21 protein-coding genes are annotated in these 25278 nt (G+C 65.9%); 13 read left to right on the forward strand and 8 right to left on the reverse strand.

The window, feature by feature from the left end; genetic code table 11:
* Positions 1–19: 19 nt before the first annotated feature.
* Both ACLH0K_RS08260 and ACLH0K_RS08265 read right to left on the reverse strand, forming a co-directional pair.
* The gene (locus tag ACLH0K_RS08260; RefSeq protein ID WP_411376295.1) at positions 20–1585 is read right to left on the reverse strand and encodes an HNH endonuclease; all 1566 of its coding nucleotides are present in this window, start codon (positions 1583–1585) and stop codon (positions 20–22) included.
* Between the two features lie 74 nt (positions 1586–1659).
* Positions 1660–2280 carry an L-threonylcarbamoyladenylate synthase gene (locus tag ACLH0K_RS08265; protein WP_411376296.1) on the reverse strand — a complete coding sequence of 207 codons (621 nt, stop codon included), beginning with the start codon at positions 2278–2280 and terminating at the stop codon, positions 1660–1662.
* 122 nt (positions 2281–2402) lie between these two features.
* Between ACLH0K_RS08265 and ACLH0K_RS08270 the strand changes: the two genes are divergently transcribed.
* The 5 genes from ACLH0K_RS08270 (at position 2403) to ACLH0K_RS08290 (ending at position 6027) form a co-directional block, all read left to right on the forward strand.
* Positions 2403–2837 (forward strand): VOC family protein, encoded by a 435-nt coding sequence (locus ACLH0K_RS08270; protein ID WP_411376297.1) that lies wholly within the window; start codon positions 2403–2405, stop codon positions 2835–2837.
* Positions 2838–3236: 399 nt separating this feature from the next.
* The gene (locus ACLH0K_RS08275) at positions 3237–3743 is read left to right on the forward strand and encodes an HAD domain-containing protein (RefSeq protein ID WP_411376298.1); all 507 of its coding nucleotides are present in this window, start codon (positions 3237–3239) and stop codon (positions 3741–3743) included.
* A 152-nt stretch (positions 3744–3895) separates the two neighbouring features.
* Positions 3896–5200, forward strand: coding sequence for an anion permease (locus ACLH0K_RS08280; protein ID WP_411376299.1), 1305 nt, complete (start codon positions 3896–3898; stop codon positions 5198–5200).
* On the forward strand, positions 5197–5418 hold the full coding sequence (locus ACLH0K_RS08285) for a hypothetical protein (RefSeq protein ID WP_411376300.1): 222 nt from the start codon (positions 5197–5199) through the stop codon (positions 5416–5418). The genes ACLH0K_RS08280 and ACLH0K_RS08285 overlap by 4 nt, the downstream gene beginning before the upstream one ends.
* A 57-nt stretch (positions 5419–5475) precedes the next feature.
* Positions 5476–6027: a dihydrofolate reductase family protein gene (locus ACLH0K_RS08290; protein WP_411376301.1), complete on the forward strand. Its 552-nt coding sequence runs from the start codon at positions 5476–5478 to the stop codon at positions 6025–6027.
* 20 nt (positions 6028–6047) lie between these two features.
* Here ACLH0K_RS08290 and ACLH0K_RS08295 read toward each other — a convergent pair whose 3' ends face one another.
* Positions 6048–6518, reverse strand: a complete 471-nt coding sequence (locus ACLH0K_RS08295; protein WP_411376302.1) for a hotdog fold thioesterase — start codon at positions 6516–6518, stop codon at positions 6048–6050.
* A 166-nt stretch (positions 6519–6684) separates the two neighbouring features.
* Here ACLH0K_RS08295 and polA point away from each other — a divergent pair, with 166 nt between their 5' ends.
* The 3 genes from polA (at position 6685) to rpsA (ending at position 12374) form a co-directional block, all read left to right on the forward strand.
* Positions 6685–9327, forward strand: a complete 2643-nt coding sequence (gene polA / locus ACLH0K_RS08300) for a DNA polymerase I (protein WP_411376437.1) — start codon at positions 6685–6687, stop codon at positions 9325–9327.
* A 63-nt stretch (positions 9328–9390) separates the two neighbouring features.
* Positions 9391–10689, forward strand: coding sequence for a GNAT family N-acetyltransferase (locus ACLH0K_RS08305; RefSeq protein ID WP_411376303.1), 1299 nt, complete (start codon positions 9391–9393; stop codon positions 10687–10689).
* A 209-nt stretch (positions 10690–10898) separates the two neighbouring features.
* Positions 10899–12374, forward strand: a complete 1476-nt coding sequence (gene rpsA, locus ACLH0K_RS08310) for a 30S ribosomal protein S1 (protein ID WP_138135924.1) — start codon at positions 10899–10901, stop codon at positions 12372–12374.
* 192 nt (positions 12375–12566) lie between these two features.
* Here rpsA and ACLH0K_RS08315 read toward each other — a convergent pair whose 3' ends face one another.
* Positions 12567–13067 (reverse strand): GNAT family N-acetyltransferase, encoded by a 501-nt coding sequence (locus tag ACLH0K_RS08315; RefSeq protein ID WP_411376304.1) that lies wholly within the window; start codon positions 13065–13067, stop codon positions 12567–12569.
* Positions 13051–13740, reverse strand: coding sequence for an IMPACT family protein (locus tag ACLH0K_RS08320; RefSeq protein ID WP_411376305.1), 690 nt, complete (start codon positions 13738–13740; stop codon positions 13051–13053). Before ACLH0K_RS08320 ends, ACLH0K_RS08315 begins: the two co-directional genes overlap by 17 nt.
* Before the next feature lie 66 nt (positions 13741–13806).
* On the opposite strand from ACLH0K_RS08320, the gene coaE reads away from it, so the two are divergent.
* From coaE to ACLH0K_RS08340, 4 genes are all read left to right on the forward strand, one after another.
* The gene (coaE, locus tag ACLH0K_RS08325) at positions 13807–15060 is read left to right on the forward strand and encodes a dephospho-CoA kinase (protein WP_411376306.1); all 1254 of its coding nucleotides are present in this window, start codon (positions 13807–13809) and stop codon (positions 15058–15060) included.
* Between the two features lie 44 nt (positions 15061–15104).
* Positions 15105–17228: an excinuclease ABC subunit UvrB gene (gene uvrB, locus ACLH0K_RS08330; protein WP_411376307.1), complete on the forward strand. Its 2124-nt coding sequence runs from the start codon at positions 15105–15107 to the stop codon at positions 17226–17228.
* A gap of 217 nt (positions 17229–17445) precedes the next feature.
* A complete protein-coding gene (locus ACLH0K_RS08335) occupies positions 17446–18483 on the forward strand; it encodes a TerC family protein (RefSeq protein ID WP_411376308.1) in 1038 nt (345 codons plus the stop codon).
* Positions 18484–18583: 100 nt separating this feature from the next.
* Entirely contained in the window at positions 18584–19945 is a 1362-nt protein-coding gene (locus tag ACLH0K_RS08340) for an MFS transporter (protein ID WP_411376309.1), read from the forward strand.
* On the opposite strand, the gene ACLH0K_RS08345 is transcribed toward ACLH0K_RS08340, so the two are convergent.
* The 3 genes from ACLH0K_RS08345 to ACLH0K_RS08355 all read right to left on the reverse strand — a co-directional run bounded on the left by ACLH0K_RS08345 (position 19931) and on the right by ACLH0K_RS08355 (position 24394).
* Positions 19931–21196, reverse strand: coding sequence for an alpha/beta fold hydrolase (locus ACLH0K_RS08345; protein WP_411376438.1), 1266 nt, complete (start codon positions 21194–21196; stop codon positions 19931–19933). The genes ACLH0K_RS08340 and ACLH0K_RS08345 overlap by 15 nt on opposite strands.
* 103 nt (positions 21197–21299) lie before the next feature.
* On the reverse strand, positions 21300–21800 hold the full coding sequence (locus ACLH0K_RS08350; RefSeq protein WP_411376310.1) for an N-acetyltransferase family protein: 501 nt from the start codon (positions 21798–21800) through the stop codon (positions 21300–21302).
* Positions 21801–21850: 50 nt separating this feature from the next.
* The gene (locus ACLH0K_RS08355) at positions 21851–24394 is read right to left on the reverse strand and encodes a DEAD/DEAH box helicase (RefSeq protein ID WP_411376311.1); all 2544 of its coding nucleotides are present in this window, start codon (positions 24392–24394) and stop codon (positions 21851–21853) included.
* A 94-nt stretch (positions 24395–24488) separates the two neighbouring features.
* Here ACLH0K_RS08355 and ACLH0K_RS08360 point away from each other — a divergent pair, with 94 nt between their 5' ends.
* On the forward strand, positions 24489–25268 hold the full coding sequence (locus tag ACLH0K_RS08360; RefSeq protein ID WP_411376312.1) for a trans-aconitate 2-methyltransferase: 780 nt from the start codon (positions 24489–24491) through the stop codon (positions 25266–25268).
* Positions 25269–25278 lie beyond the last annotated feature (10 nt).

Consider the following 25278-nt stretch of genomic DNA (forward strand, 5'->3'; position numbering starts at 1 on the left):
GCCGGCGGCGGAGGCGGCATTACTGTGGCGGCTGGGCGGGTCCTGCCCGGCCCAGCACCTGTATCGAGTTCCTGACGGGAGAATTTCCGGACGCTGCACCCCGTCCCGGCCCACGACCTGCACGACGGCGGGCGCCTAGCGGATTCACGGGCGGCGTCACGGTGCTGGGCGGCGGCGTTTTCCTCGCCTCAGTACCGTCCCCTCCTTTGGCGCCAGCCAGTGATGTTCCCGGCAACGCTGGCGAGGTGGACGTGTAGGTGTGGCCGGTTGGGGTTTTCAGGCGTACGGTGTGGCGGGCTCCGGGGATCGAGAGTGGTCTTGCTGACCAGCCTGGTGTTTCTTTGGTGTGGTTGCAGGCTTCGCAGAGGCCCTGGCCGTTGCCGGCGCTGGTGGGTCCGTCTTTGTGCCAGGGGATGATGTGGTCGTCGTGGCGGATGGGCGCGTCACAGTACGGGGTCCGGCAGACGTCGTCCCTGACTTGGATGAAGCGGCGGAGTCCGGGCGGGAAGAGCCTGGCCCGTGAATCCATCGCTACCAGCTCCCCGGTGCCCGGCGCGGTGTAAAGCCGCCGCAGCCAGACAGCCGGCTCGTGTTCCACAGAGTCTTTGGCTGGAGCTTCCAGTGCCGCTGCGCTGGCTAACGGCTGCTTTCCTGCCCGCTCTGATGCCCAGCTCTGGAGCGCTTTGCGGGCCCATTCGGCGGGGACGGTGCCGTAGCCGGTCAGGCGGGCCGGTTCGCTGTCGCCCTGCAGGAGGGTGCGGTCGGTCATCACGAGCTGGATTTCGATGCTGCTGACCCCGCCCTCAATGCCGGTGGCTCTTTCAACGAGGGTGTCGGCCATGATCTGGCCCTTGCCCCGCTCATCTCCCGCAGCCCGGAGCGTGTCGGCTTCCTTTGACAGCGCGGCGTACACGGCCACGCCCTGGGCGACGGGCAGCAGCGCGGTCACGCGCGCCATGGTGTCCGGCGCCGGGCGCATCGACACGGTCCGTTCGTTCACCGCGTGGCTGGCGCGCTTGGCCACCGACCGCGGGTCCCTCCGGTACGCCGCCGCCTTCACGGCGGAGATGATGGCACGGTCTCCGGCGCCGTCGAAGGTGCCGGTGTCGGCGGCGAGTTCCTCATCCACCCCGGCCCGGTCCTCCACCGACAGACACACCGTCTCCCTGACAATCAGCGTGGTGCGCCACTCATTCAGCTGCCCGGACCGGAAGGCCGCGTATGTGCGCGGCATCCCGGTCAGGGCCTTGGCCAGGCCAAGGAGCCTCCCGCCGCGGGCCGGGGACTCCCGCCGCGCCAACGCCACCTGCGCGCCCACCCCGGCGCCCTGCTCCTTCGCAGGGACACCCGCGGCCGCCTGCTCCCGCCGCTGCTGCAGATCAAAAGCAACAGTGACCTCGGACTGCCGCGCCGCCGCCAGCGCCTTCACATCCTCAAAGTGCCGCAGCTGATCAACCATCCCCGCACCATCAGACGCGACAGGCACAGCAGCCAGAATCCTCAGGGCATCGGCAACCGTCGGAGTGGCAGCAGGGGACGCACCACGGTGCCCTGCTCCCTCAACCGCTGCCCCAAACGCCTCCATGAACAAAGTCTTCCAGCAGGCACCGACAATTCCCGGCACGCAAAAGCCCTATGTGGAAAACTCGAGCCCCACGGCTACTCGAAGCGGGACGCATCGCCCGTGCCCCGCCTGACCACATCGGCCACGCCGCTCGAAAAGTCCACCACGGTAGTGGGATCGGAACCGCAGTCACCGGCATCAATCACGGCGTCCACCACATGGTCCAGCCGCTCCTTGATATCCCATCCCTGGGTCAGCGGGTCCTCCTCGTCCGGGAGGAGCAGCGTACTGGAGAGCAGCGGTTCACCCAGTTCTGCCAGCAGCGCCTGCACCACCCTGTTGTCAGGAATCCGGACGCCCACGGTCTTCTTCTTGGGATGCAGCAGCCGTTTCGGCACTTCCCGCGTCGCGGGCAGGATGAACGTGTAACCGCCCGGCGTGACGGCCTTGATGCTGCGGAACACGTCGTTCCCGATGTTGACAAACTGTCCAAGCTGGGCGAAGTCCCGGCAAACCAGCGTGAAGTGGTGCTTATCGTCCAGCTGCCGAATGGTCCTGATCCTGTCCAGGGCTTCCCTGTTGCCCATCTGCGCGCCCAGCGCGTAGCAGGAATCGGTGGGGTAGGCGATGAGCCCGCCGTCGCGCAGCATCTGCACTGCCTGGGCGATGGCACGGGGCTGGGGATCCTGCGGATGAACGTCAAAGTATCTGGCCATGACCATGAGCCTATGTGCCCCGGCCCCGCCGGACCATCATGGGGACAAAACCCCCTACCAGCAGGAGGTTCTTTGGGGCAGGATGTTGTTCGTCCCTGCCAGCCCTGACGTCAAGGAGCACCATGCCGACCATCCTGAATCCCTACCTCAGCTTCCGCGACAATGCCCGCGAGGCGATGAACTTCTACCAGTCCGTCTTCGGCGGCGACCTTCGGCTCAGCACGTTCGGCGAGTACCAGGCCAGCGAGGACCCGGCCGAAGCGGAAAAGATCATGCACGGAATGTTGACCACGCCGCAGGGCCTGGTCCTGATGGGTGCCGACACGCCGAACGGCATGGAGTACAGCCAGGGGTCGTCCATTTCCATTTCCCTCAGCGGCGAGGACGAAGCGGAACTGCGCGGCTACTACGAGAAGTTGAGCGCCGACGGCGGTTCGGTCACCGTTCCGATGGAACGGTCGCCGTGGGGCGACGTCTTCGGCATGTGTACCGACCGCTACGGCACCGCCTGGCTGGTCAACGTCAACTCTGCCCAGGGCACCACGGGCGCACCCTGACCCACCCGCGAGGCTCAGCTAAGCAAAAAGGAACGACGGCGGGCGGCGCCACGGTGCGCAACGGGCGGACCATGCCGCTTCCGCTGACACCCTGCAGTACTTGTTGAGGCCCAGGGGCTTGGCCGGCAAGGATGAACGCGTGGAGTCCCTTCTTGAGCTGCTGGACGACAGCTGGTGACTGGTTGTCCACTTCTAGCCTTATTCGGCCACTCGGCCGGTAAATGGCGCACCCTTATGACCGATGTCCGGGTGCCACTCAACGTGGCCTTCCTGAGGGCAAAGCGGGAGGCCCTGTGTATCAGGGACAGCAGCTGCACGGGCCCGCGGATCGCTCCCGGCTTGGACCCGGGCAGGCCGCCCACCTAGCCACTGCCCGGTTTAGCGGCTGGAAGGAACGGAGTGGCACGGACCCTTTATATCGACGTCGACGGCGTCATCTGTCCTTTTGGGCCGCAGGGAACCACTGACTGGGGCTCTGCCTGGTGCCTGGCGGATGCAGGCATGCTGCCCGTGGCCTATGCCCGGGAACTCGTGGACGGCCTGAACTCCCTGGCCCGCACAGACGGGGTCCGGTGTGTCTGGCTCACCAGTTGGGAAGAACTTGCGCCGCAGTATCTATGCCCCGCCATCAGCCTGGACGGCACGTGGTGGCCCTGCCTGTCCGGTGCGGGGGCAGGCAGTGGAACTGCCTGGTGGAAGCTCCGGGCCATTCAGGACCACGTGGAAGCCACCATGCCGGACGCTGTTGCGTGGATTGATGATCAGCTGGCGTTCGAAGCCGATGCCCGGGAGTGGGCACGATTCCTCGGACGCCGGATCCTGTCCGTTTCTCCGGACCCGCGGCGCGGGATTTCCCGGCACGAGCTGGCCGCAGTCCGGGCATTCCTCACGAAGCCGATGTTTTGACCTGATGCCGGGGACGCGTACGATCGATAGGGTTTCACGCCGGCTGGGTTAACGCCGCAAGTCACTTCAGGCAAACAGTTGGTGAATTGTGCTGTTCAAGGCAGCCGGGGGAAAGAAACTGCCGAACGTCGACTCTGCAGATTGGGCAACAGGTGGATATCACCTTCATGGTGGCGCTGGTCATCGCGCTGGCATTATTTTTCGACTTCACGAACGGCTTCCACGACACCGCCAACGCCATGGCCACGCCCATCGCGACAGGTGCCATCAAGCCGAAATCCGCGGTGACACTGGCCGCCATCCTGAACCTGGTGGGAGCGTTCCTGTCCACCGAGGTGGCCAAGACGGTATCCGGCGGCATCATCCGTGAAGGCTCGGACGGCGTCCAGATCACGCCGGACATCATCTTTGCCGGGCTGATGGGGGCCATTCTCTGGAACATGATCACGTGGCTCAAGGGGCTGCCGTCGAGTTCCTCGCACGCCCTGTTCGGCGGCCTGATCGGTGCCGCCGTCGCGGGCATCGGCTTCCACTCCATCAACATTGAAGGCCTGCTGCAGAAGGTCATCCTCCCGGCCATCTTTGCGCCGCTGATCGCAGGCGCCGTCGCCTATGTCTGCACCCGCCTCGCGTATGCCCTTACCTCCCGGCACGATCCGGAGACCGGCAGCAAGCTGACCCAGAAGCGTGGCGGATTCCGCACCGGCCAGATCTTCACCTCCAGCCTGGTGGCTTTGGCCCACGGCACCAACGACGCCCAGAAGACCATGGGCATCATCACCCTGGTCCTCATTGCCGCAGGGACCCAGGATCCGGGTTCCGGGCCGGAATTCTGGGTCATTGCGGCCTGTGCTTTCGCGATTGCCATCGGAACCTACGCCGGTGGCTGGCGCATCATCCGCACCATGGGCGCCGGGCTCACCGAAGTTAAGCCGGCACAGGGCTTCGCGGCCGAAACCAGCACCGCCTCCGCCATCCTCGCCTCGTCCCACCTCGGCTTTGCCCTTTCCACCACCCAGGTGGCTTCCGGGTCCGTCATCGGGTCCGGCATGGGCCGCAAAGGAACCAGCGTCCGCTGGAGCATGGTGGGCAAGATCGCCCTCGGCTGGCTGTTCACCCTGCCCGCCGCCGGCATCGTGGGCGCCCTGACCGCACTGCTGGTGAAGACCGGCACCGTGGGTGTACTGATCGCGGCCATTGCCGGGACTGCAGCAGTCCTCTTCATGTTCTTCTACTCCCGGAAGTCCGCCGTCGGCCACCACAACGCCATCGAGGTCGAAGAAGCAGGACAGGCCGTCAAGTTCCGGAAGAAGAAGGGACTGGCACGCGTCCGCGCCAAGGCCAGGGCACAGGACAAGAACGGGGCGCCTAATTTTAGTGGCACCGGCGCCGCCACCGCCGATGCGGAGGCCGCAGCCAGCGCCGACGCCGACACCTCCAAGGAGACCCAGCGATGAAGTGGTTGGAACTCGTGACCGTAGCCGGGGCAACCCTCGTCGCAGCCGTCACGGTGGTAGTCCTGTATTCACTGGGTGTCCGGCTGACGGCAATCGCTGCCGATTCCCGGCAGGCCTCGCCCGGCGTCAAGAAGTCCTTCGCCTATATCTGCTTCGGGCTGTGCGGCCTCGCCGTGCTGTTCGGGCTCTACCTGATCATCCCGTACTTCTCCGGCTGACAGCCGGCTGCGGCCGGGCCTCTGGGCAGGCCATCCCGGGTTGGCTAGGCTGGCCCCATGTCCCGCATCCAATACTTCGTTGCTGCCTCGCTCGACGGCTTCATCGCCACCCCCGCCGACGACCTCGGCTGGCTCCTGCAGTTCGACGGTTTCGAGGGCGGAACCGAGAGCTACGAAACGTTTATGGCGGACGTCGGCTGCATCGTCATGGGCGGGGACACCTACGCCTGGCTGATGGAGCACGAACTGGACAAGTGGCCGTATCCCGGTATCCCCAGCTACGTCTTCACGCGGCACGAATACAAGGCGCCGGCCGGGGCCGACATCACGTTCGTCCGCGGCGACATCGCGGAGTTCGTGGCTGACTTCAAGCAGGATGCGGCCGGAAAGAATGTTTGGGTGGTGGGCGGCGGAAACCTGGCCGCCCAGTTCGCCGATGCCGGTTTGCTCGACGACATCATCCTGTCCGTCATCCCCGTGGTCCTGGGCAACGGAAAGCGCCTGCTGCCAGTGGAGGGCCCGACGCCGCCGCTTGAGTTGGCTGCCTCCCGCACCCTGGGCAGGGGCGTGGTGGAGTTGCGGTACATTCTGGGAAACAGCGGCACCTGACCTGCTTCCAGGGGAGCTGCCTAGGTTGCGGGGGCGTTGTCCCTGACCATGTTGGTGATCCGGGCGGTGGACAGCCGCCTGCCCTCCGCGTCCGTCATCACCACTTCATGCGTCACCAGGGTGCGGCCCAGGTGGATCGCCGTGCACGTGCCCGTTACCAGTCCGGACGAGATGGAGCGGTGATGGGCTGCGCTGACCTCGATTCCCACCGCGTGCCGGCCCGGCCCTGCGTGGATACTCGCGGAGAACGAGCCCAGCGTTTCGGCCAGTACCACGTGCGCTCCGCCGTGCAGGATTCCGGCCACCTGGGTGTTGCCTTCCACCGGCATGGTGGCAACCGTCCGCTCAGGACTCATCTCGAGGAAGTGGATGCCCATTTTCACCACCAGGGCGCCGATCCCGTACCGGCCCAGCCAGCCGTGCAGGTGGCGGGGCACACCCGCCGCCGTGAGCTCCTCCTCGAAGGGGCCGGGCGTGAAATTGTCCATCATGGCAACTAGGCTGGCACCTGTGAGTGAAACAACCAAACCGGCCCCTTTCCCGTCCCCAGCCACACCCGAAGTTCCTGCCCCCGCCGGTGAATCGGTTTCAGCTACTGCAGCACCCGCGGTGCCCACGACCGGCAAACCGCGCCTCCTGGTGCTCGACGGCCACTCCATGGCTTTCCGTGCTTTCTTCGCCCTGCCTGCGGACAAGTTCTCAACCATGAACGGGCAGCACACCAACGCCATCCACGGATTCACGTCCATGCTGATCAACCTGATCAAGGAACAGCAGCCCACGCACATCGCCGTTGCTTTTGACGTGTCGGACGAGACCACGCACCGCAAGGTTCAGTACAGCGAATACAAGGGCGGGCGGAACGAAACTCCACGCGAGATGAGCGGCCAGATCGACCTCATCGCCCAAGTGGTGGAAGCCTGGGGCATCAAGACCATCAAGCTGCCCGGGTACGAAGCGGACGACATCCTCGCCACGCTGGCGGTGATGGGGGAGAAGGCCGGGTTCGAGGTGCTGCTGGTGTCCGGCGACCGCGACGCCTTCCAGCTCATCACCGACAACGTCTTTGTGCTGTACCCCAAGAAGGGCGTCAGCGATATCCCCCGGATGGACGCAGCCGCAATCGAAGCCAAATACTTTGTCAGCCCGTCCCGGTACTCGGACCTCGCTGCGCTCGTAGGGGAGACGGCGGACAACCTGCCCGGTGTACCCGGTGTTGGCCCCAAGACGGCCGCCAAGTGGATCAATCTCTACGGCGGCCTGGAAGGCGTCCTGGAGCACCTCGACGCCATCGGCGGAAAGGTGGGCGATGCGCTGCGCGAAAACGTGGAGAACGTGAAGCGCAACCGCATGCTCAACCAGCTCCACACGGACCTGGAACTGCCTGTCACCCTCGATGACCTCTACCAGCCGCGGCCGGACCAGGCAGCCCTCGAGGACCTGTTCGACCAGCTCGAATTCAAGACCATCCGCAGCCGGCTCTTTGCGCTCTACGGCGACGAGGAAACCCCGGCAGCCGAGCGGGCCAATATAGACACACCTCAATACATCACCCCGGCGGACGCAACCGGGCTGTCCGCATTCCTGGCGGGAGGCACCGGCCAGCGCTCCGCGGTCGCCGTGGACCTGGTTCCCGGACGCATCGGCGAGGACGCAGCTGCCCTGGCCATCGTCCGCGACGGTGCCGCCGCCTACCTGGACCTGTCCGGGCTGGATGCCGAAACGGAGAACGTCCTGGCGCAGTGGCTTCGCGACCCTGAAGCGCCCAAGGTCCTGCACGGCTTCAAGGCCGCTTTAAAGGCGCTGACGTCCCGGGGACTGGAGCTGGAAGGCGTGGTGGATGATACCTCCATCTCCGGCTACCTCATCCAGCCGGACCGCCGCACCTACGAACTCGCGGAGCTTGCGCAGCACCACCTGAACGTAGGGATTTCCCCGGCCACCGCCAAGGCAGGCCAGCTGGAGCTCTCCTTCGACGGTGACGACGCCGCGGCTGCCGACGCACTCGTCCAGGCTGCCGCCGTCGTGCATGCCCTGAGCCGCTTCTTCGAATCCGAACTCAAGGAACGCCGCGCCGAGGAGCTGCTGTCCACGCTGGAACTTCCGGTCGCCCGGGTTTTGGCGGATATGGAACTGGCGGGCATCGGGATCGACATGGACCGGATGGACGAGCAGCTCGCGGACCTGGCGCGGGTGATCGACGACGCGCAGGAACAGGCGTTCGCGGCCATCGGACACGAAGTCAACCTGGGTTCGCCCAAGCAGCTGCAGGCGGTCCTCTTCGATGAGCTGCAGTTGCCCAAGACCAAGAAGATCAAGTCCGGCTACACCACGGACGCCGCGTCGCTGAAGAACCTGCTGGAAAAGACCGGGCACGAATTCCTGGTCCAGCTCATGGCGCACCGGGAAGCCGCCAAGCTACGCCAGATGCTGGAGTCGCTGAAGAAGTCGGTGGCGGAGGACGGCCGGATCCACACCACGTACGCCCAGAACGTGGCAGCCACGGGCCGCATCTCCTCCAACAACCCCAACCTGCAGAACATCCCGATCCGCAGTGAAGAAGGCCGCCGCGTCCGCGGCATCTTCGTGGTCAGCGAGGGCTACGAGTGCCTGCTGTCCGCGGACTACTCTCAGATTGAGATGCGGATCATGGCGCACCTGTCCGGTGACGAAGGCCTTATCCAGGCGTACCGGGACGGGGAGGACCTGCACCGGTTCGTGGGCTCGAACATCTTCCATGTGCCGACCTCCGAGGTCACCAGCGCCATGCGCTCCAAGGTGAAGGCCATGTCCTACGGACTGGCCTACGGCCTGACGTCCTTCGGATTGTCCAAGCAGCTGGAAATCTCCGTGGACGAGGCCCGCACCCTGATGAAGGACTACTTCGACCGGTTCGGCGCCGTGCGGGACTACCTCCGCGGCGTGGTGGACCAGGCCCGGGTTGATGGCTACACGGCAACCATTGAAGGCCGCCGCCGCTACCTGCCGGACCTCACCAGCACCGACCGGCAGCTGCGCGAGAACGCCGAGCGCATCGCCCTGAACAGCCCCATCCAGGGTTCGGCGGCGGACATCATCAAGCGCGCCATGCTGGGTGTGCACGCGGAGCTGAAGGCCCAGGACCTGAAGTCCCGGATGCTGCTCCAGGTCCATGACGAACTGGTCCTCGAGGTGGCGCCGGGCGAACGCGCGGCCGTGGAGAAGCTGGTGACCGAGCAGATGGGCGCCGCGGCGGACCTGCAGGTGCCGCTGGAGGTCCAGATCGGGGTCGGTCCCAGCTGGTTCGACGCCGGACACTAGCAACCTGCCGGTCCGCAGTGTCTGCGCTGGTCACGCGCCGGATGGATGGCTAGGCTCGCATGAATGGGCGATCTGAGCGGCAGCTATGAAATCCGGCGCTTCGGCGCCGTCTCCAGGGGCAATACCGGCTACGCCGCAGCGGAAACGTGGGCAAGGGCGGTGGCGTTCGGTTTCCACGAGTCCATCCGCACCCCGGAGCATGTGGAGAAATCCCTCGCCACCTACGAACTGGACGGCCGGACCCTGACCGGCGCTTACCAGACGGCGGCCGTTGCCCCGGGTTCCCTGCCCGCAGAAGTTCCTGTGGCAACGTTCGCCACGTTCCGCAAGACCCTCAACGTCGGCTTCGGCCGGACCCTGGAAACGCAGATGGTCACCTCGGTGACGGTCCGCACGTCGCACCGCCGCCGGGGACTGCTGCGCCGGATGATGGGCGAGGACCTGCGCCTGGCCCGGGAGGACGGCGTCGCGATGGCGGCGCTCACCGCGTCCGAGGGGACCATCTATGGCCGGTTCGGGTACGGCGTTGCCAGCTTCGAGCGCTCGGTCAAGGTGGACACCACGGCGCGGTTCAACCTGCAGCACCAGCCCGCAGGCTGCGTCGAGGTCGCCAATCCCAAAGTCCTGCTGGACCTGGCGCCGGTGGTCTTTGACCGCGTGCACCGGGTAACCCCAGGCTCACTGGGCCGGCAGGAATGGTACCGGCAGCTGGCCTCCGGCTCGCTGGGCCGCGACGGCAAGGAGGATCCGGCCATCAAGGTGGCCCTCCACTACGGCCCCGGCGGTGCCGTGGACGGGTACGTCTCCTACAAGTTCCTGGGCTGGGACACCACGCCGTACACGGTGGAAGTGGTGGACCTGGTGGCGGCCACCAACGACGCCTACCTGGAACTGTGGCAGTACCTTGCGGCAATCGACCTCGTGGAAAGGGTCAGCTGGAACGAAGCGCCCCTGGATGATCCGCTCGGCTGGGCCCTCACTGATCCGCGCTGCATCGATTCGTCCGACAGCCGGGACATGCTCTGGCTCCGGATCCTCGATGCTCCCAAGGCGCTGGCGGCCCGCCACTACCCAACGGACGGCCGGCTGGTGCTGGACTTGCATGACCCACTCGGCCTCACGGCAGGAACCTGGTCGCTGGGAGTGGAAGGCGGCGAGGCCGCCGTCGAACGCGTCCCGGACGGTACAACCGCGGATCTTGCCATGGATGTCTCCGCCCTGTCCTCGATCTACCTTGGCGCGGTGTCTCCGGTGACGCTTGCGGCGGCCGGCAAAATCCGCGAGAACACCGGCGGGGCTGCCCTGAAAGCCCGGCAGATGTTCGCGGTGGAACGGGCAACCCACTGCCTCACGCACTTCTGACAGGGACGTGCAGGCCGGCGCTTTTGACCCCTGTTGGCGCGTACGACTAGAATAAACGGGCGTGTACCACGTGCACGTTCTGTAAAATCCACAAAATCAGGATGACCCGGAGGATCCGTCGGATTCACCGCGAATCGCGCCTGCGTTCCATAACGCGGGCGCGCCGGTTTGCCTGACCGACTAACTATCCACAACGGAGCCCCTACTACATGACCATCACCTCCACCGAGAAGCCCGGTACCCCGCAGGTCGCCATCAACGACATCGGTACCGCTGAGGACTTCCTCGCAGCTGTCGACGCCACCATCAAGTACTTCAACGACGGAGACCTCGTCGAAGGTACCGTCGTCAAGGTCGACCGCGATGAAGTCCTGCTCGACATCGGTTACAAGACCGAAGGTGTCATCCCCTCCCGCGAGCTGTCCATCAAGCACGACGTTGACCCCGGAGAAGTTGTCTCCGTCGGCGATCAGGTCGAAGCCCTGGTGCTCACCAAGGAAGACAAAGAAGGCCGTCTGATCCTCTCCAAGAAGCGTGCTCAGTACGAGCGTGCCTGGGGCGACATCGAGAAGGTCAAGGAAGAAGACGGCGTCGTCACCGGTACCGTCATCGAGGTTGTCAAGGGTGGTCTTATCCTCGACATCGGCCTGCGCGGCTTCCTGCCCGCATCCCTCGTCGAGATGCGCCGCGTGCGCGACCTGGCTCCGTACATCGGCCAGCAGATCGAAGCCAAGATCATCGAGCTCGACAAGAACCGCAACAACGTGGTCCTGTCCCGCCGTGCATGGCTCGAGCAGACCCAGTCCGAGGTCCGCTCCACCTTCCTCAACAAGCTGGAAAAGGGCCAGGTCCGTCCCGGCGTTGTTTCCTCCATCGTCAACTTCGGTGCCTTCGTGGACCTGGGCGGCGTTGACGGCCTGGTTCACGTTTCCGAGCTGTCCTGGAAGCACATCGACCACCCGTCCGAGGTTGTCGAGGTTGGCCAGGAAGTCACCGTCGAGGTCCTCGAGGTGGACCTGGACCGCGAGCGTGTCTCCCTGTCGCTCAAGGCCACCCAGGAAGATCCGTGGCAGACCTTCGCCCGCACCCACGCCCTCGGCCAGGTTGTCCCGGGCAAGGTCACCAAGCTGGTTCCGTTCGGTGCGTTCGTCCGCGTCGAAGACGGCATCGAAGGCCTGGTCCACATCTCCGAGCTGGCTGTCCGCCACGTTGAACTGGCCGAGCAGGTTGTCTCTGTTGGCGACGAACTGTTCGTCAAGGTCATCGACATTGACCTCGAACGCCGCCGCATCTCGCTGTCCCTCAAGCAGGCCAACGAGGGCGTCGACGCCGACAGCACGGAATTCGATCCCGCTCTGTACGGCATGGCCGCAGAGTACGACGAAGAGGGCAACTACAAGTACCCCGAGGGCTTCGACCCCGAGTCCAACGAATGGCTCGAGGGCTACGAGGCACAGCGCGCCGCCTGGGAGCAGCAGTACGCTGACGCCCAGACCCGCTGGGAAGCACACAAGAAGCAGGTTGCCCAGCACGCTGCCGACGACGCTGCTGCCGCAACGTCTGGTGACGGCGACTCCGGCGCCACCAGCTACTCCTCCGAGCCTGCTGCCACCGATTCCGGTGCCGGCACCCTGGCTTCGGACGAGGCTCTTGCCGCCCTGCGCGAGAAGCTGACCGGCAACTAATTGCCGCCGGTCCTTCCGGGCTAAATGCAGCAGACCCCCTGCCTGTGGCAGGGGGTCTGCTGCATTTAAGAGCCGCCACCTGGCGACGTAAATGCGTCACTTATGGGTTTGATAGTTGAGGGGCTTCCCGGCGTTTTGTGTCTTACCGGCCGGGGGAGGCACAATAGTCACGCATTCAGGTCGCCAAGGCAGTCAAAGGTCGACGACGGCGTGGACGGTCCCGTCGTCGTCGGGCGTCAGGTGCCCGCCCAGGGAAGCGAGCAGCTGGCGGGCGGCGCCGTTGCCGGCGAGCGTGCGGGCGGTGACCCGTGCGATGCCGGCCGTGCGCGCTTCCGCGAGGACCAGCCGCAGGGCAGCGGTGCCGATCCCGCGGGACCGAAAACTCCTGCCCAGCCAGATCCCTGTTTCGGCGGTGCAAACTCCCTCTGGCTGCGCGGCAAGCTTCAGGCGGACGGAACCCGCCACCTCTCCCTCGCAAAGGACCGCCCACGTCTTTTCCCCCTGCCCGCCCGCCAGGCCGGTGGCGGCCCGGTGATGGCCGAGGAACCACGCGGTCCGTTCCAGGTTCCAGCCGGGGCCTCCCAGCGGGGGAGCAACCTCGTCCGGGGACGCGTCCCGCTTGGCCAGCTCGAGCAGCTCTTCCAGGACCGCATCGTCCACATCTGCCAGCGACACGTCAGGGAAGCGGGACATCAACCCACTCCGTTCCTTCGGGGGTGAGTGCCGCAGCGCCGGCGGTCAGGGACAGGAGGCGGTCGGCAGCAGCAGCAATGCGGGCATCATCGTCCGGCAGCGCCAGGCGCAGTACGGTCTGCTGCCCGCCGTAGCTTGTTCCGCCCATGACGAAACCTGCCGCCCGCAGGTCGTTCTCCAGCCTGCCGGCAGCACCGGGCGGCACCGCCGTCGAACAGATCCGCAGCCTGCTGCGGCGCACCATCGGGACCTGCGCAAGCGCGGAAGAGACCGACTCGGAGTAGGCGCGCACCAGGCCGCCCGCGCCGAGCAGTACCCCGCCGAAATAGCGTACGACGACGGCGCTGACGTCACTGAGGTCCGCTACCCCCGGCGCGGTTTCCCTTTTGGCCAGGGCTTCCAGCATGGGAATCCCCGCGGTGCCGGAGGGCTCGCCATCATCACTTGACCGCTGGATGTCCCGGTCCGGACCGATGATGAAGGCGGAACAGTGGTGCCTGGCGTCGTGGAATTCGCGCCGCAGTCCGGCCACCAGGTCCCGGGCATCCTCTTCTGTCCCCGACCGGCGGAGGACGGCGATAAACCGCGACCGCTTAATCTCAAGCTCGTGGCGGAAGTCCGGCCCGGGGGCCAGTGTGGTGTACGCCGTGGCCCGGCTGTCCTGGTACTGCACCGGCCCAGTCTAGCGGTGGGCCCACTCCGCCGGGGGCAGGGCGGTGGGGAAGGATAGGGTGGGACCGTGCTCAGGATCGGATTGACGGGCGGGATCGCCTCGGGAAAGTCACTGGTGGCCGCGCGCTTGCAGGAGCGCGGCGCGGTGCTGGTGGACGCCGATGCGCTGGCCCGGGAGGTGGTGGAGCCGGGGACCGACGGGTTGCGCCGGGTGGTTGAGGAGTTCGGTGCCGGCATGCTGGACGACGGCGGACGGCTGAACCGTGCCCGCCTTGGCGAAGTCGTCTTCGGGAATGCCGAGCGGCTTGGTGTGCTGAACGGCATCATCCATCCGCTGGTCCGTGCCCGCGCCGCAGCCATCGTCGACGCCGCAGCGTACGATGCCGTGGTGGTCCAGGACATTCCGTTGCTGGTGGAGACGGGGCAGGGGAGCGACTTCAACCTGGTGGTGGTAGTGGACGCGCCCGACGAGGTGCGGATACGGCGGATGCTCGAGAACCGCGGCATGGGCGAAGGAGCCGCCCGTTCCCGGATGGCAGCCCAGGCATCGCGGGCGGACCGGCTGGCCGCGGCGGACGTTGTCCTGGACAATTTGGGCAGCGTGGAGGACCTGGTAAAGCAGGTCGACGACCTGTGGGAGGGACGGCTGCTGCCGTTTGCCCGGAATCTCGCCGAGGGGTCCCGGGCGGAGCGGAACGGAGGCCCGGTGCTGGTCCCGTCCCGCCCCGAATGGCCGCAGGAGGCCCGGCGGCTGATGGACCGGATCGGCAAGGCTGTCTCCGCCCGGGGCGGCCAGGACCCTGTTTCCTTCAGCCTCGAGCACATCGGCTCCACCTCAGTTCCCGGCCTGGATGCCAAGGACGTGATCGACCTGCAGTTGGCGGTCCCGGATCTTGGCCTGGCCGACGAACTGGCTGCGGTTTTGGGCGCTGCCGGCTTCCCTGCCGTGCCCGGCATCACCGCGGATATGCCAAAGCCAGGCCATCCGGAACCGGAGCAGTGGGTAAAGCGGTTCCACGCAAACGCCGACCCCGGCCGGGCCGTCAACCTGCATGTCCGTGCCGAAGGGTCTGCCGGGTGGCGCTTTGCCTTGTGCTTCCGGGACTGGCTGCGGGCAGATCCCGCTGCCGCCGCGGACTACCTGGCGCTCAAGCGGCGGTTGGCCGCGGAGCACGACGGCGACAGGTCCACTGACGCGTACGCGGCTGCGAAAGAGGAGTGGTTTGGACCAGCAGGGGAACGTATGGAAGCGTGGGCCGGGCGCGCCGGGTGGGCGCCGCCGTCGTTTCCTGACCGGGGAAGAGGCGTTGTTCGCCCGTAACGGACTTGCCCGCGGCTGTCCGGGCCCGGTTGTACATTAGATTTATGAGCCTTGCGCAGGAGATCAACCGCGTAGTACACCCCTTCAGAGTAGTCAGCGAATACAAGCCCGCCGGGGACCAGCCCGCCGCCATCGCGCAGCTCACGGAGCGCATCAACAACGGGGAGAAGGACGTGGTGCTGCTCGGCGCCACGGGTACCGGCAAGAGCGCCACCACAGCCTGGCTGATCGAGCAGGTCCAGCGGCCCACCCTCGTGATGGTGCAGAACAAGACCCTCGCTGCGCAGCTGGCCAACGAGTTCCGCGAACTCCTGCCCAACAATGCGGTGGAATACTTTGTCTCCTACTACGACTACTACCAGCCGGAAGCCTACGTCCCGCAGACGGACACCTTCATCGAAAAGGACTCGTCCATTAACGAGGAAGTGGAACGGCTGCGGCACTCCGCCACCAATGCGCTGCTGACCCGCCGTGATGTGGTGGTAGTAGCCACCGTCTCCTGCATCTACGGCCTGGGTACCCCGGAAGAGTACATCGCCGGCATGGTGACGCTCCGCAAGGGGCAGGAGATGAACCGGGACGCGCTGCTGCGGAAGTTCGTCTCCATGCAGTACGCCCGCAATGACATGGACTTCCACCGTGGCACCTTCCGCGTCCGCGGCGACACCGTTGAGATTATCCCCATGTACGAGGAACTGGCGCTCCGCATCGAGTTCTTCGGTGACGAGGTGGAGAACATCTACACACTGCACCCGGTCACCGGCGAGGTCATCCGGGAAGAGACCGAGATGTACGTCTTTCCCGCGTCCCACTACGTTGCCGGGCCGGAACGCATGACCCGGGCCATCAAGTCCATCGAGGACGAACTGGCCGGGCGGCTGCAGGTGCTGGAGGGCCAGAACAAGCTCGTGGAGGCGCAGCGCCTGCGTATGCGCACCGCCTACGACCTCGAGATGATGCAGCAAATGGGCTTTTGCAACGGCATCGAGAACTACTCGCGCCACATCGACGGCCGTTCCCAGGGATCTGCGCCGCACTGCCTCCTGGACTACTTCCCGGACGACTTCCTGCTGGTGGTGGATGAGTCCCACGTGACCATTCCCCAAATCGGCGCTATGTACGAAGGAGACATGTCCCGGAAGCGGACCCTGGTGGACCACGGCTTCCGGCTGCCCTCGGCCATGGACAACCGGCCGCTCAAATGGGACGAGTTCCTGGAACGCATCGGGCAGACCGTCTATCTGTCCGCCACGCCTGGCAAGTACGAGCTCGGCAAGGCGGACGGCTATGTCCAGCAGATCATCCGCCCCACCGGCCTGGTGGACCCGGAAGTCATCGTCAAGCCCACCAAGGGCCAGATCGACGATCTCCTGGGCGAGATCCGGACCCGGGTTGAGCGGGACGAGCGCGTCCTGGTCACCACGCTGACCAAGCGCATGGCCGAGGACCTCACCGACTACCTGCTGAGCCATGGCGTCAAGGTCGAATACCTGCACTCCGACGTGGATACGCTGCGGCGCGTTGAACTGCTGCGCGAGCTCCGGCTGGGCAGCTTCGACGTCCTGGTGGGCATCAACCTCCTCCGGGAAGGCCTGGACCTCCCTGAAGTCTCCCTGGTCAGCATCCTCGACGCGGACAAGGAAGGCTTCCTGCGTTCCTCCACGTCCCTGATCCAGACCATCGGCCGCGCCGCCCGCAACGTGTCCGGCCAGGTCCACATGTACGCGGACCGGATCACCGACTCCATGGCCAACGCCATCGATGAGACCAACCGGCGCCGTGCCATCCAGGTGGCGTACAACCAGGAGAACGGCGTGGACCCGCAGCCGCTGCGGAAGAAGATCGCTGACATCACGGACCAGCTGGCCCGCGAGGACGCAGACACGGATGCGCTGCTGGGCAGCTTCGATTACGGCAAGGGCAAGCGCGGTATCACCTCGGCGGCCAAGCCCGGTGCCAAGGGGGCCAAGAAGGGCGCTGCCGTTGTCCGGAGGGACGGCCTCGCCGCCGCCCCCGCAGAGGACCTGGTGGGCCTGATTGAACAGCTCACGGAGCAGATGCACGGCGCCGCCGCCGAGCTGCAGTTCGAAGTGGCGGCCCGGATCCGGGACGAGGTCAGTGAACTGAAGAAGGAACTGCGCCAGATGCAGGCCGCAGGCCACGCCTGAGGCCTGCCGCCATGACACAAAGCCCGGACGGGAATGGCAGCTCTCCCGGCTGGGGTACAGTTAACGTCACGTAGGGGAGTATCCCGAGCGCTACGATCGTCAACACGCAGGGCATGGTTGCCCCGCCGGGCGTAGCGGGCCGCCAGGTCAGCACCAAGTGCACAGGCAGGCCGGAGAGACTTACACCGCATCTCTGTACCCTGCGAAAGGCTACCCTGTGCTCGAATTGCCCGTGTGGTTCGAGGTCGGCTCCTTTGTCGTCCTCGGCCTGATCCTCCTCATTGACCTCCTCCTGGTGGTCCGCCGCCCGCACGAGCCCTCCATGAAGGAGGCCGGCCTGTGGGTGGCGTTCTACGTCACCCTCGCCCTGATCTTTGCCGGCCTGATGTTCGCCTTTACCGGGCCGGAATACGGCGGCCAGTTCGTGGCGGGCTGGGTCACCGAATACAGCCTGAGCATCGACAACCTGTTCGTCTTCATCATCATCATGGCCAGGTTCTCCGTGCCCCGGAAGTACCAGCAGGAAGTCCTGATGGTGGGCATCATCATCGCCCTGATCCTGCGCGGCATCTTCATCCTCCTCGGCGCGATCGTCATCGAGCAGTTCAGCTGGGTGTTCTACATCTTCGGTGCCTTCCTGCTGTGGACCGCGTGGAAGCAGGCCAAGGACGAGGGCGAGGATGAGGAAGACCGGGAGAACCCGCTGATCGCGAAGATCCGCAAGGTCATCCCGATGTCCGAGAAGTTCGACGGCGGCAAGCTCCGCACCACCGTGAACGGCAAGAAGGTGTTCACCCCGATGCTGATCGTGTTCATCACCATCGGCCTCACGGACCTCCTGTTCGCCGTGGACTCCATCCCCGCGATCTTCGGACTCACGCAGAGCCCGTTCATCGTGTTCACTGCCAACCTGTTCGCCCTGATGGGCCTGCGCCAGCTGTACTTCCTGCTGGGCGGCCTCATGAACCGCCTGGTCTACCTGAAGCACGCCCTGTCCTTCATCCTGGCGTTCATCGGCGTCAAGCTCGTGCTGCACGCCATGCACGTCAACGAACTGCCGTTCATCAACGGGGGACAGCACATCGAGTGGGCACCCGAGATCCCCACGTTCGTATCCCTCGCGGTCATCGTCGGCACCATCATCATCGCCGTCGTCGCCAGCCTGCTCAGCTCCAAGGCCCAGGCCGCACACCTGGATCCCCGCCTCGAAGAGGATGCACGCAAGAGCCGCAGCGACGTCGACCAGACCCGCTAGCTCCCCTTTTAAAAGCAGGAATCCCGGCCGCACCGCGGCCGGGATTCCTGCTTTTAATTGACAACTGCGGGACGCCGGTTCCGGGGACTAAGCTCTGTCCATGGCTCCCGAAATGATGACGGAAGAAGGCGTGCACCGGGTGCAGCGGCGCACCGTGGTACTGCTGGCGGCTGCGCAGGTTTTCGGCGGTATTGGCACCGGCGCCACGGTGTCCATTGGGTCCATCCTCGCGGTCGAGCTGTCGGGCTCCAGTGCCTGGGCTGGCGCCGTCGCCACAATCATGACTTTGGGAGCAGCCCTGGCGGCGCTGCCCCTGGCCGCATTGGCGGAGCGCAGGGGCCGGCGGAGCGGACAGGTCACGGGCCTGTCCGCAGCCCTCGCAGGAACGGTGCTGATGGTGCTGTCCGTTGTCACCGGAGTCTTCGTCCTCCTGGTTTTGGGCGCCGCCGGAATCGGTGTGGGAACCGCTGCCAGCCTGCAGGCCAGGTTCGCCGCCGTGGACCTCGCCGGCCAGGAACACCGTGGCAGGGCCCTGTCCATTGTTGTTTGGGCGGTGACCGTCGGGGCCGTTGCCGGACCCAACCTGATCCAGCCGGGCACAGCGGTGGGTGCGGCACTGGGGCTGCCGCCGGTCGCGGGCCCGTTCGTGATCTCCGGTGCCGGGCTGCTGGTGGCAGTACTGCTGGTGCTCGCCGGACTCCGGCCGGATCCGCTGCTGCTGGCCCGGGAGCTTGCTGCGTCAGCTGAAGCCCGGCTTCCGGGCACGCCTCCGCCCGGTCTCCCGCTTCCGGCGTCACAGGCCGCCGGAAGGACGCCGGGTGCCCTGGTACGCGGCATGCGTGCCATCCGCTCCTCCCGGGGCGCGCTGCTGGCGGTGGCTGCAGTTGTCGCGGCACACGCTGTGATGGTGGGCGTGATGTCCATGACGCCGCTGCATCTCCAGCACCTGGTGGAAGGGCAGGGCGCCTCCCACGCCGGCCACATCGCTTCCGGCGACGTCCTGGTGATCATCGGGTTCACCATCTCGCTGCACATTGCCGGCATGTTCGCACTGTCGCCGCTCATGGGCTGGCTCACGGACAAAACCGGACGCACCGAGACCATCATGATCGGCTGCGCATTACTGATTGCCGCGGTTTTGGTGGCCGGATTCGGCGAGGGCTCCACCGCTGCTGTGGCCGTTGGCCTGGTGCTGTTGGGCATGGGCTGGTCCGCCGCCACCGTGTCCGGGTCAACGCTCCTGGCCGAAAGCGTGGGGCAGGAGTCCCGCGTGGTGGTGCAGGGCGTATCCGACATGCTGATGGGCGCGGCAGGAGCCGTGGGCGGCGCCATATCCGGGCTGGTGCTCAGCTGGACAGGGTACCTCGGGCTGAACATGCTGGGCGGCGTGGTGGGCGCTTCCGTCCTGGCCGCGGCGTTCCTGGCGAGGGTCGGGGGGCGACGGCAGTCAGCGGCGGCCTGACCTGGCCATTCCAAGGAGCCGTCCAAAGATACCCTCGCCGTCGTCGGCAATGCCGTCATGGTGGAAGTCGCCCGTCTCCCACACGTGGAGCCCGCGAATGGCGGCGGCCGTTTCCAGGGAGAGTTTCCGGTCCACGTAGATATCCTCCGAATAGACCGCCGCGGCCACCGGTACACGGTTCGCAGCCAGTTGCCGCACATCGTAGAGCGGTTCCCAGTCCTGTTTACGGGCAAGGAGTTCCGCCACGTCGCCGAGGGGCTGCAGCGCGGGGTCCTGCTCGAAGTACCACGGGTAGACCATTTCTCCCGTCAGCAGCAGGGGCTGGGCGTCGGGCCGGAATTCCGGGTACTCATCCAGCACCCGCCAGGCAGACCAGTTGGTTGCCTGGCCCTGGCCGTAAATGGATTCGTGCATCAAGGCGTACAGCGGGTTGGAACGGCGGGAGACGATGCCCTGTACCTGCTCCAGGAACGGGTCGGACAACCGCGGGCTGCCAGAGGAGCCGGCAAAGGCATCCTCCAGCAGGTAGTGCAGGCTGTCCACCCGGGTGTTGCCGCCCAGGAACGCCCCCACCATCTGGAAGCGCTCCACGGTAAGCGGGCTGCCGTCAGGCAGGAACTCGGGGGTGCTTCTCAGATGGCGGGCAACACGCTCCACGGTTTCCCGGTCCTCCGGATACCAGCTGAAGTATTCGGCATTGCGTACCGCCACCCGCTGGAATGTGGCACGGTAGACGTCGTCGGCCGGCCCCGTCAGGGGCGGCAGCCCGCCCGTGATGAGGACTTCGCGAAGCCCGGCGGGAGCAAAGGACAGGTAAGTCACGGCGCAGAAACCGCCGTAGCTCTGGCCGAACACACTCCAGGGCGGCGAGCCGAGGGTCGTCCGGACCAGTTCAGCATCGGCCACGATGGAGTCGGCCCGGAAGTGCTCCAGGTACGCAGCCTGCTCCTCGGCGGAACCCCGCAACGGCAGGGTATTGCGGTCAACGGGGGTGGAGAGGCCGGTGCCCCGCTGGTCCAGCATCAGGATGCGGAACTCCTTCGCGGCGGCTTTGCTCCAGCCGCCCAGGGAGCCGAACCTGTTGCCGCGCCCGCCGGGACCGCCCTGCAGGAACAACAGCCACGAAAGCCTCCTCGCTTCAACCTCGCTGTGGGAGGACGAAACGTACTCCCGGGCGAAGATCCTGATGGTCTCCCCGCCCGGGGCCGAATGGTCCAGCGGCACGGTAAAAACGTGCTCCACTGTCCGCATTCCGCGGAACTCATGCCGTGCCCGGATCTCGTGGTGCGCCGTGCTGTCCTGCTCCGGGTGGAGCAGGCGGGTCAGTGCCTTGACGGCGTCGGGGTGCCGTTCCTCAGCCATTGACTGCAGCCGGGACCGCACTGCCGAACTGTTCCAGCGCGTCGCCCGTGAGCCGGAAGGTGGACCACCCGTCCATGGGGCGCGCTCCCAGCCGGCGGTAGAAGTTGATGGAAGGCTCGTTCCAGTCGAGGACGCTCCACTCCACCCGCGCGTACCCGTTCTCGACGGCGATGGCTGCGAGGTGCTGCAGCAGGGCCTTGCCGTGACCTTCACCGCGGGCGTCGGGACTGACGTAGAGGTCCTCAAGGTAGACCCCGTGCGTGCCCTCCCAGGTGGAGTAGTTGAGGAACCACAGGGCAAAACCTCGGACTTCCCCGGCCTCGTTCTCCGCCATGGCGGCGTAGACGCGCGGGTTCTCCCCGAAGAGGACCTGCCGCAGCATGTTCGGGGTGTTGCGGACGGCGTCGGGTTCCTTCTCGTAGTGCGCCAGTTCGTGGATCATCCGGAGGATGGCAGGGATGTCATGCTCGGTTGCGGGGCGGATAACACTCATTGTTCGAGCTTACCGCCGCAGCAGGTTCCCCTCCTGCAGGTACCCGGGCGTCACAGCCGGTTCACGTCAGTGACCCGGACCACCGCGGTTCCGGTGTCGTCCGAGCCCGCCAGGTCCACCTCCGCCGAAATTCCCCAGTCATGGTTCCGGGCCGGGTCGTCGAAGATCTGCCGGACCTTCCATATTCCCGGTTCTTCCGTGATGATGAGCAGCCCGGGCCCGCGGGCGTCGGGACCTGTGCCGATATCGTCGTGTTCGTCGAAGTAGTCGTCCAGCGCGTCTTCCCAGCGGTCCCGGTCCCAGCCGGACCCGCCATCCAGTTCGCCCAGGGCTTTTGCGTCCTCGTCTGCAAAGAGCTCCACCCGGCGGAACATCTCGTTGCGGACCATCACCCGGAATGCCCGGATGTTGGAGGTCAAGGATGGCGGCGGAGGCGGCGGCGCGTCATGCGGCGTAGGCGCGGCGCCCGAGGCCAGTTCCTCCCATTCGTCCAGCAGGCTGGAGTCCACCTGGCGCACCAGTTCGCCCAGCCAGGCGATGAGGTCTTCGAGGTCGCCGCGCAGCATGTCCTGCGGCACCGTCTGCCGGAGGGCCTTGAACGCGTCAGCGAGGTACCGCAGCACGATGCCTTCGGACCGGGCCAGCCCGTAGAACTGCACGAACTCGCCGAAGTTCATGGCCCGCTCGTACATATCGCGCACCACGGACTTGGGGGCCAGCTCGAAGTCGCCCACCCAGGGGGCCGCCTTGCGGTAGACCTCGAAGGCGTCTTCCAGGATGTCGGCGAGGGGCTGCGGATAACTGACCTCTTCCAGCATGGCCATCCGCTGCTCGTAGTCAATGCCGTCTGCCTTCATGGCCGCCACTGCCTCGCCGCGCGCCTTCTTCTGCTGGGCGGAAAGAATTTGCCGCGGCTTTTCCAGGGTCGCCTCAATCACGGAGACCACGTCCAGGGCATACGACGGCGACTCCGGATCAAGGAGTTCAAGTGCGGCAAGTGCGAAGGGGGAGAGCGGCTGGTTGAGGGCGAAGTTCGGCTGGAGGTGGACGGTAAGCCGGACAGTGCGGCCATCCGGGTCCCGCTGGTCTGCCGGAATGCGCTCCACCACCCCGGCTGCAAGGAGTTCCCGGTAGATCCCGAGCGCCTTCTTCATCAGCCGCAGCTGGGAGGGGCGCGTCTCGTGGTTCTCCGAGAGCAGACGGCGGGCCGCCGCGAACGGGTCGCCGGGCCGCTCCATCAGGTTCATGAGCATCGCGTGTGTAACGGTGAAGCTGGAATTGAGGGGGTCCGGGACCGATTCCACCAGCCGTTTGAACGTCGGCTCACCCCACGATACGAAGCCCTCCGGCGGCTTCTTCTTGACCACCTGGCGCAGTTTCTTTTGGTCATCCCCGAACTTCGCCACCGCCTTGGCCATGGCGCGCACATTCTCGGTCACGTGCTCCGGAGCCTGGACCACAACTGTTCCGGCAGTGTCGTACCCGGCCCGCCCGGCACGCCCTGCGATCTGGTGGAACTCCCGGGAGTTCAGCAGCCGGGTGCGGACGCCGTCGTACTTGCTCAAGGCCGTGAGCAGGACGGTACGGATGGGTACGTTGATGCCCACGCCGAGCGTATCGGTGCCGCAGATGACCTTGAGCAGTCCCGCCTGGGCCAGCTGCTCCACCAGCCTCCGGTACTTGGGCAGCATCCCCGCGTGGTGCACGCCAATGCCGTGCCGGACCAGCCGGTTCAGTGTTTTGCCGAAGCCGGCAGCGAAGCGGAAGTTCGCGATGAGCTCGGCGATCCTGTCCTTTTCTTCCCGAGTGCAGACGTTGATGCTCATCAGCGTCTGGGCGCGGTCGATGGCTTCTATCTGGCTGAAGTGCACCACGTAAACCGGCACCTGCCTGGTAGCCAGCAGTTCCTCCAGCGTCTCGTGCACGGGGGTCTCGTGATAGTAGTAATGCAGCGGAATGGGCCGTTCCGCCGAACTCACGGTGGTGGTGGGCCGGCCGGTGAGGTCCGTGAGTCCTTTTTCGAATCTGGTCACGTCTCCCAGGGTGGCGGACATCAACAGGAACTGCGCCTGCGGGAGCTCCAGCAGCGGCACCTGCCAGGCCCAGCCGCGCTGCGGGTCCGAGTAGAAATGGAACTCATCCATGATGACTGCGCCCAGCCCGGCGGCCGCACCCTCCCGAAGAGCAGTGTTTGCCAGAATCTCCGCGGTGCAGCAGATGATGGGGGCATCCTGGTTGACGCCCGAATCCCCGGTGATCATACCCACGTTTTCGGCGCCGAAAATCTCGCAGAGCGCGAAGAACTTCTCCGAGACCAGCGCCTTAATGGGCGCCGTGTAGTAGCTTCGGCGGCCCTGGGCCATTGCCTGGAAATGGGCGGCGATGGCCACCAGCGATTTTCCGGAACCGGTGGGGGTGGCCAGGATGACATTGGCTCCCGTGGCCAGTTCCAAAATGGCTTCATCCTGCGCCGGATACAGCGCCAGTCCACGGCTCTCCGTCCACTCCACGAAGCGGGTGTAGAGATCGTCGGGGTCGACGGCGGCGGAAGGACTCCTGGCGGGCAGGTCAGGAAGTTGGTCAACGAGTTTCATTGATTTCCAGCTTAGTGCCAGCCCGTGACAGGAAACCTGTCCGCTCCCGGCTAGGCTTCCCTACAAAGTGACAAGACGACGAGCAGGGAAGCTTATGCAATGGGATCCGGCCAAGTATGTGCAGTTCGGCGATCATCGGCACCGGCCGTTTTTTGACCTCACCGGCAGGATCCTTGCCAGGCAGCCGGCCTTGGTGGTGGATCTGGGATGCGGCCCGGGCAATTTGACTGCCACCCTCGCAGAGCGCTGGCCGGGCGCGGAGGTGGTGGGAATCGATTCCTCTCCGGACATGCTCGCGAAGGCGGCACCCCTGTCCAATAAGTACCCGTCCCTGAAGTTTGAAAGAGCGGACATCGCCGGCTGGACACCGCCTGCGGGCACGGATGTGGTGGTCAGCAACGCCGCGCTGCAGTGGGTTCCCGGACACCGGGACCTGATCCGGTCATGGCTGGAAGAGCTGCGCCCGGGTGCGTGGTTCGCGATGCAGGTTCCGGGGAACTTCAACGCTCCGTCCCATGCTTTGATGCGGGAACTGGCGGCCTCGGCGCGTTGGGCGCCCCGGCTGGGCGGGGTCCTGCGCGGCGGCGAATCGGTTGGGGAACCGTCGGACTACCTGCAGATCCTGCTCGACGGCGGCTGCACTGCGGACGCCTGGGAGACCACGTACCAGCAGGTTTTACAGGGTCAGGACCCGGTCCTCGAGTGGGTGCGGGGGACCGCCCTGCGTCCGGTTCTCGCCGCACTGCCGCCCGGGGAAGGCGAGGACTTCGAAGCCGAGTACGCGGCTGCCCTTCGCGCGGCGTATCCGGCGGGGAGCCACGGAACGGTGTTCCCGTTCCGGAGGATCTTCGCAGTGGGCTGCAAGGGAGCCTGATCCTCCAGTC

It is taken from the genome of Arthrobacter sp. MPF02 (genome assembly GCF_046605375.1).
Taxonomy (GTDB): domain Bacteria; phylum Actinomycetota; class Actinomycetes; order Actinomycetales; family Micrococcaceae; genus Arthrobacter.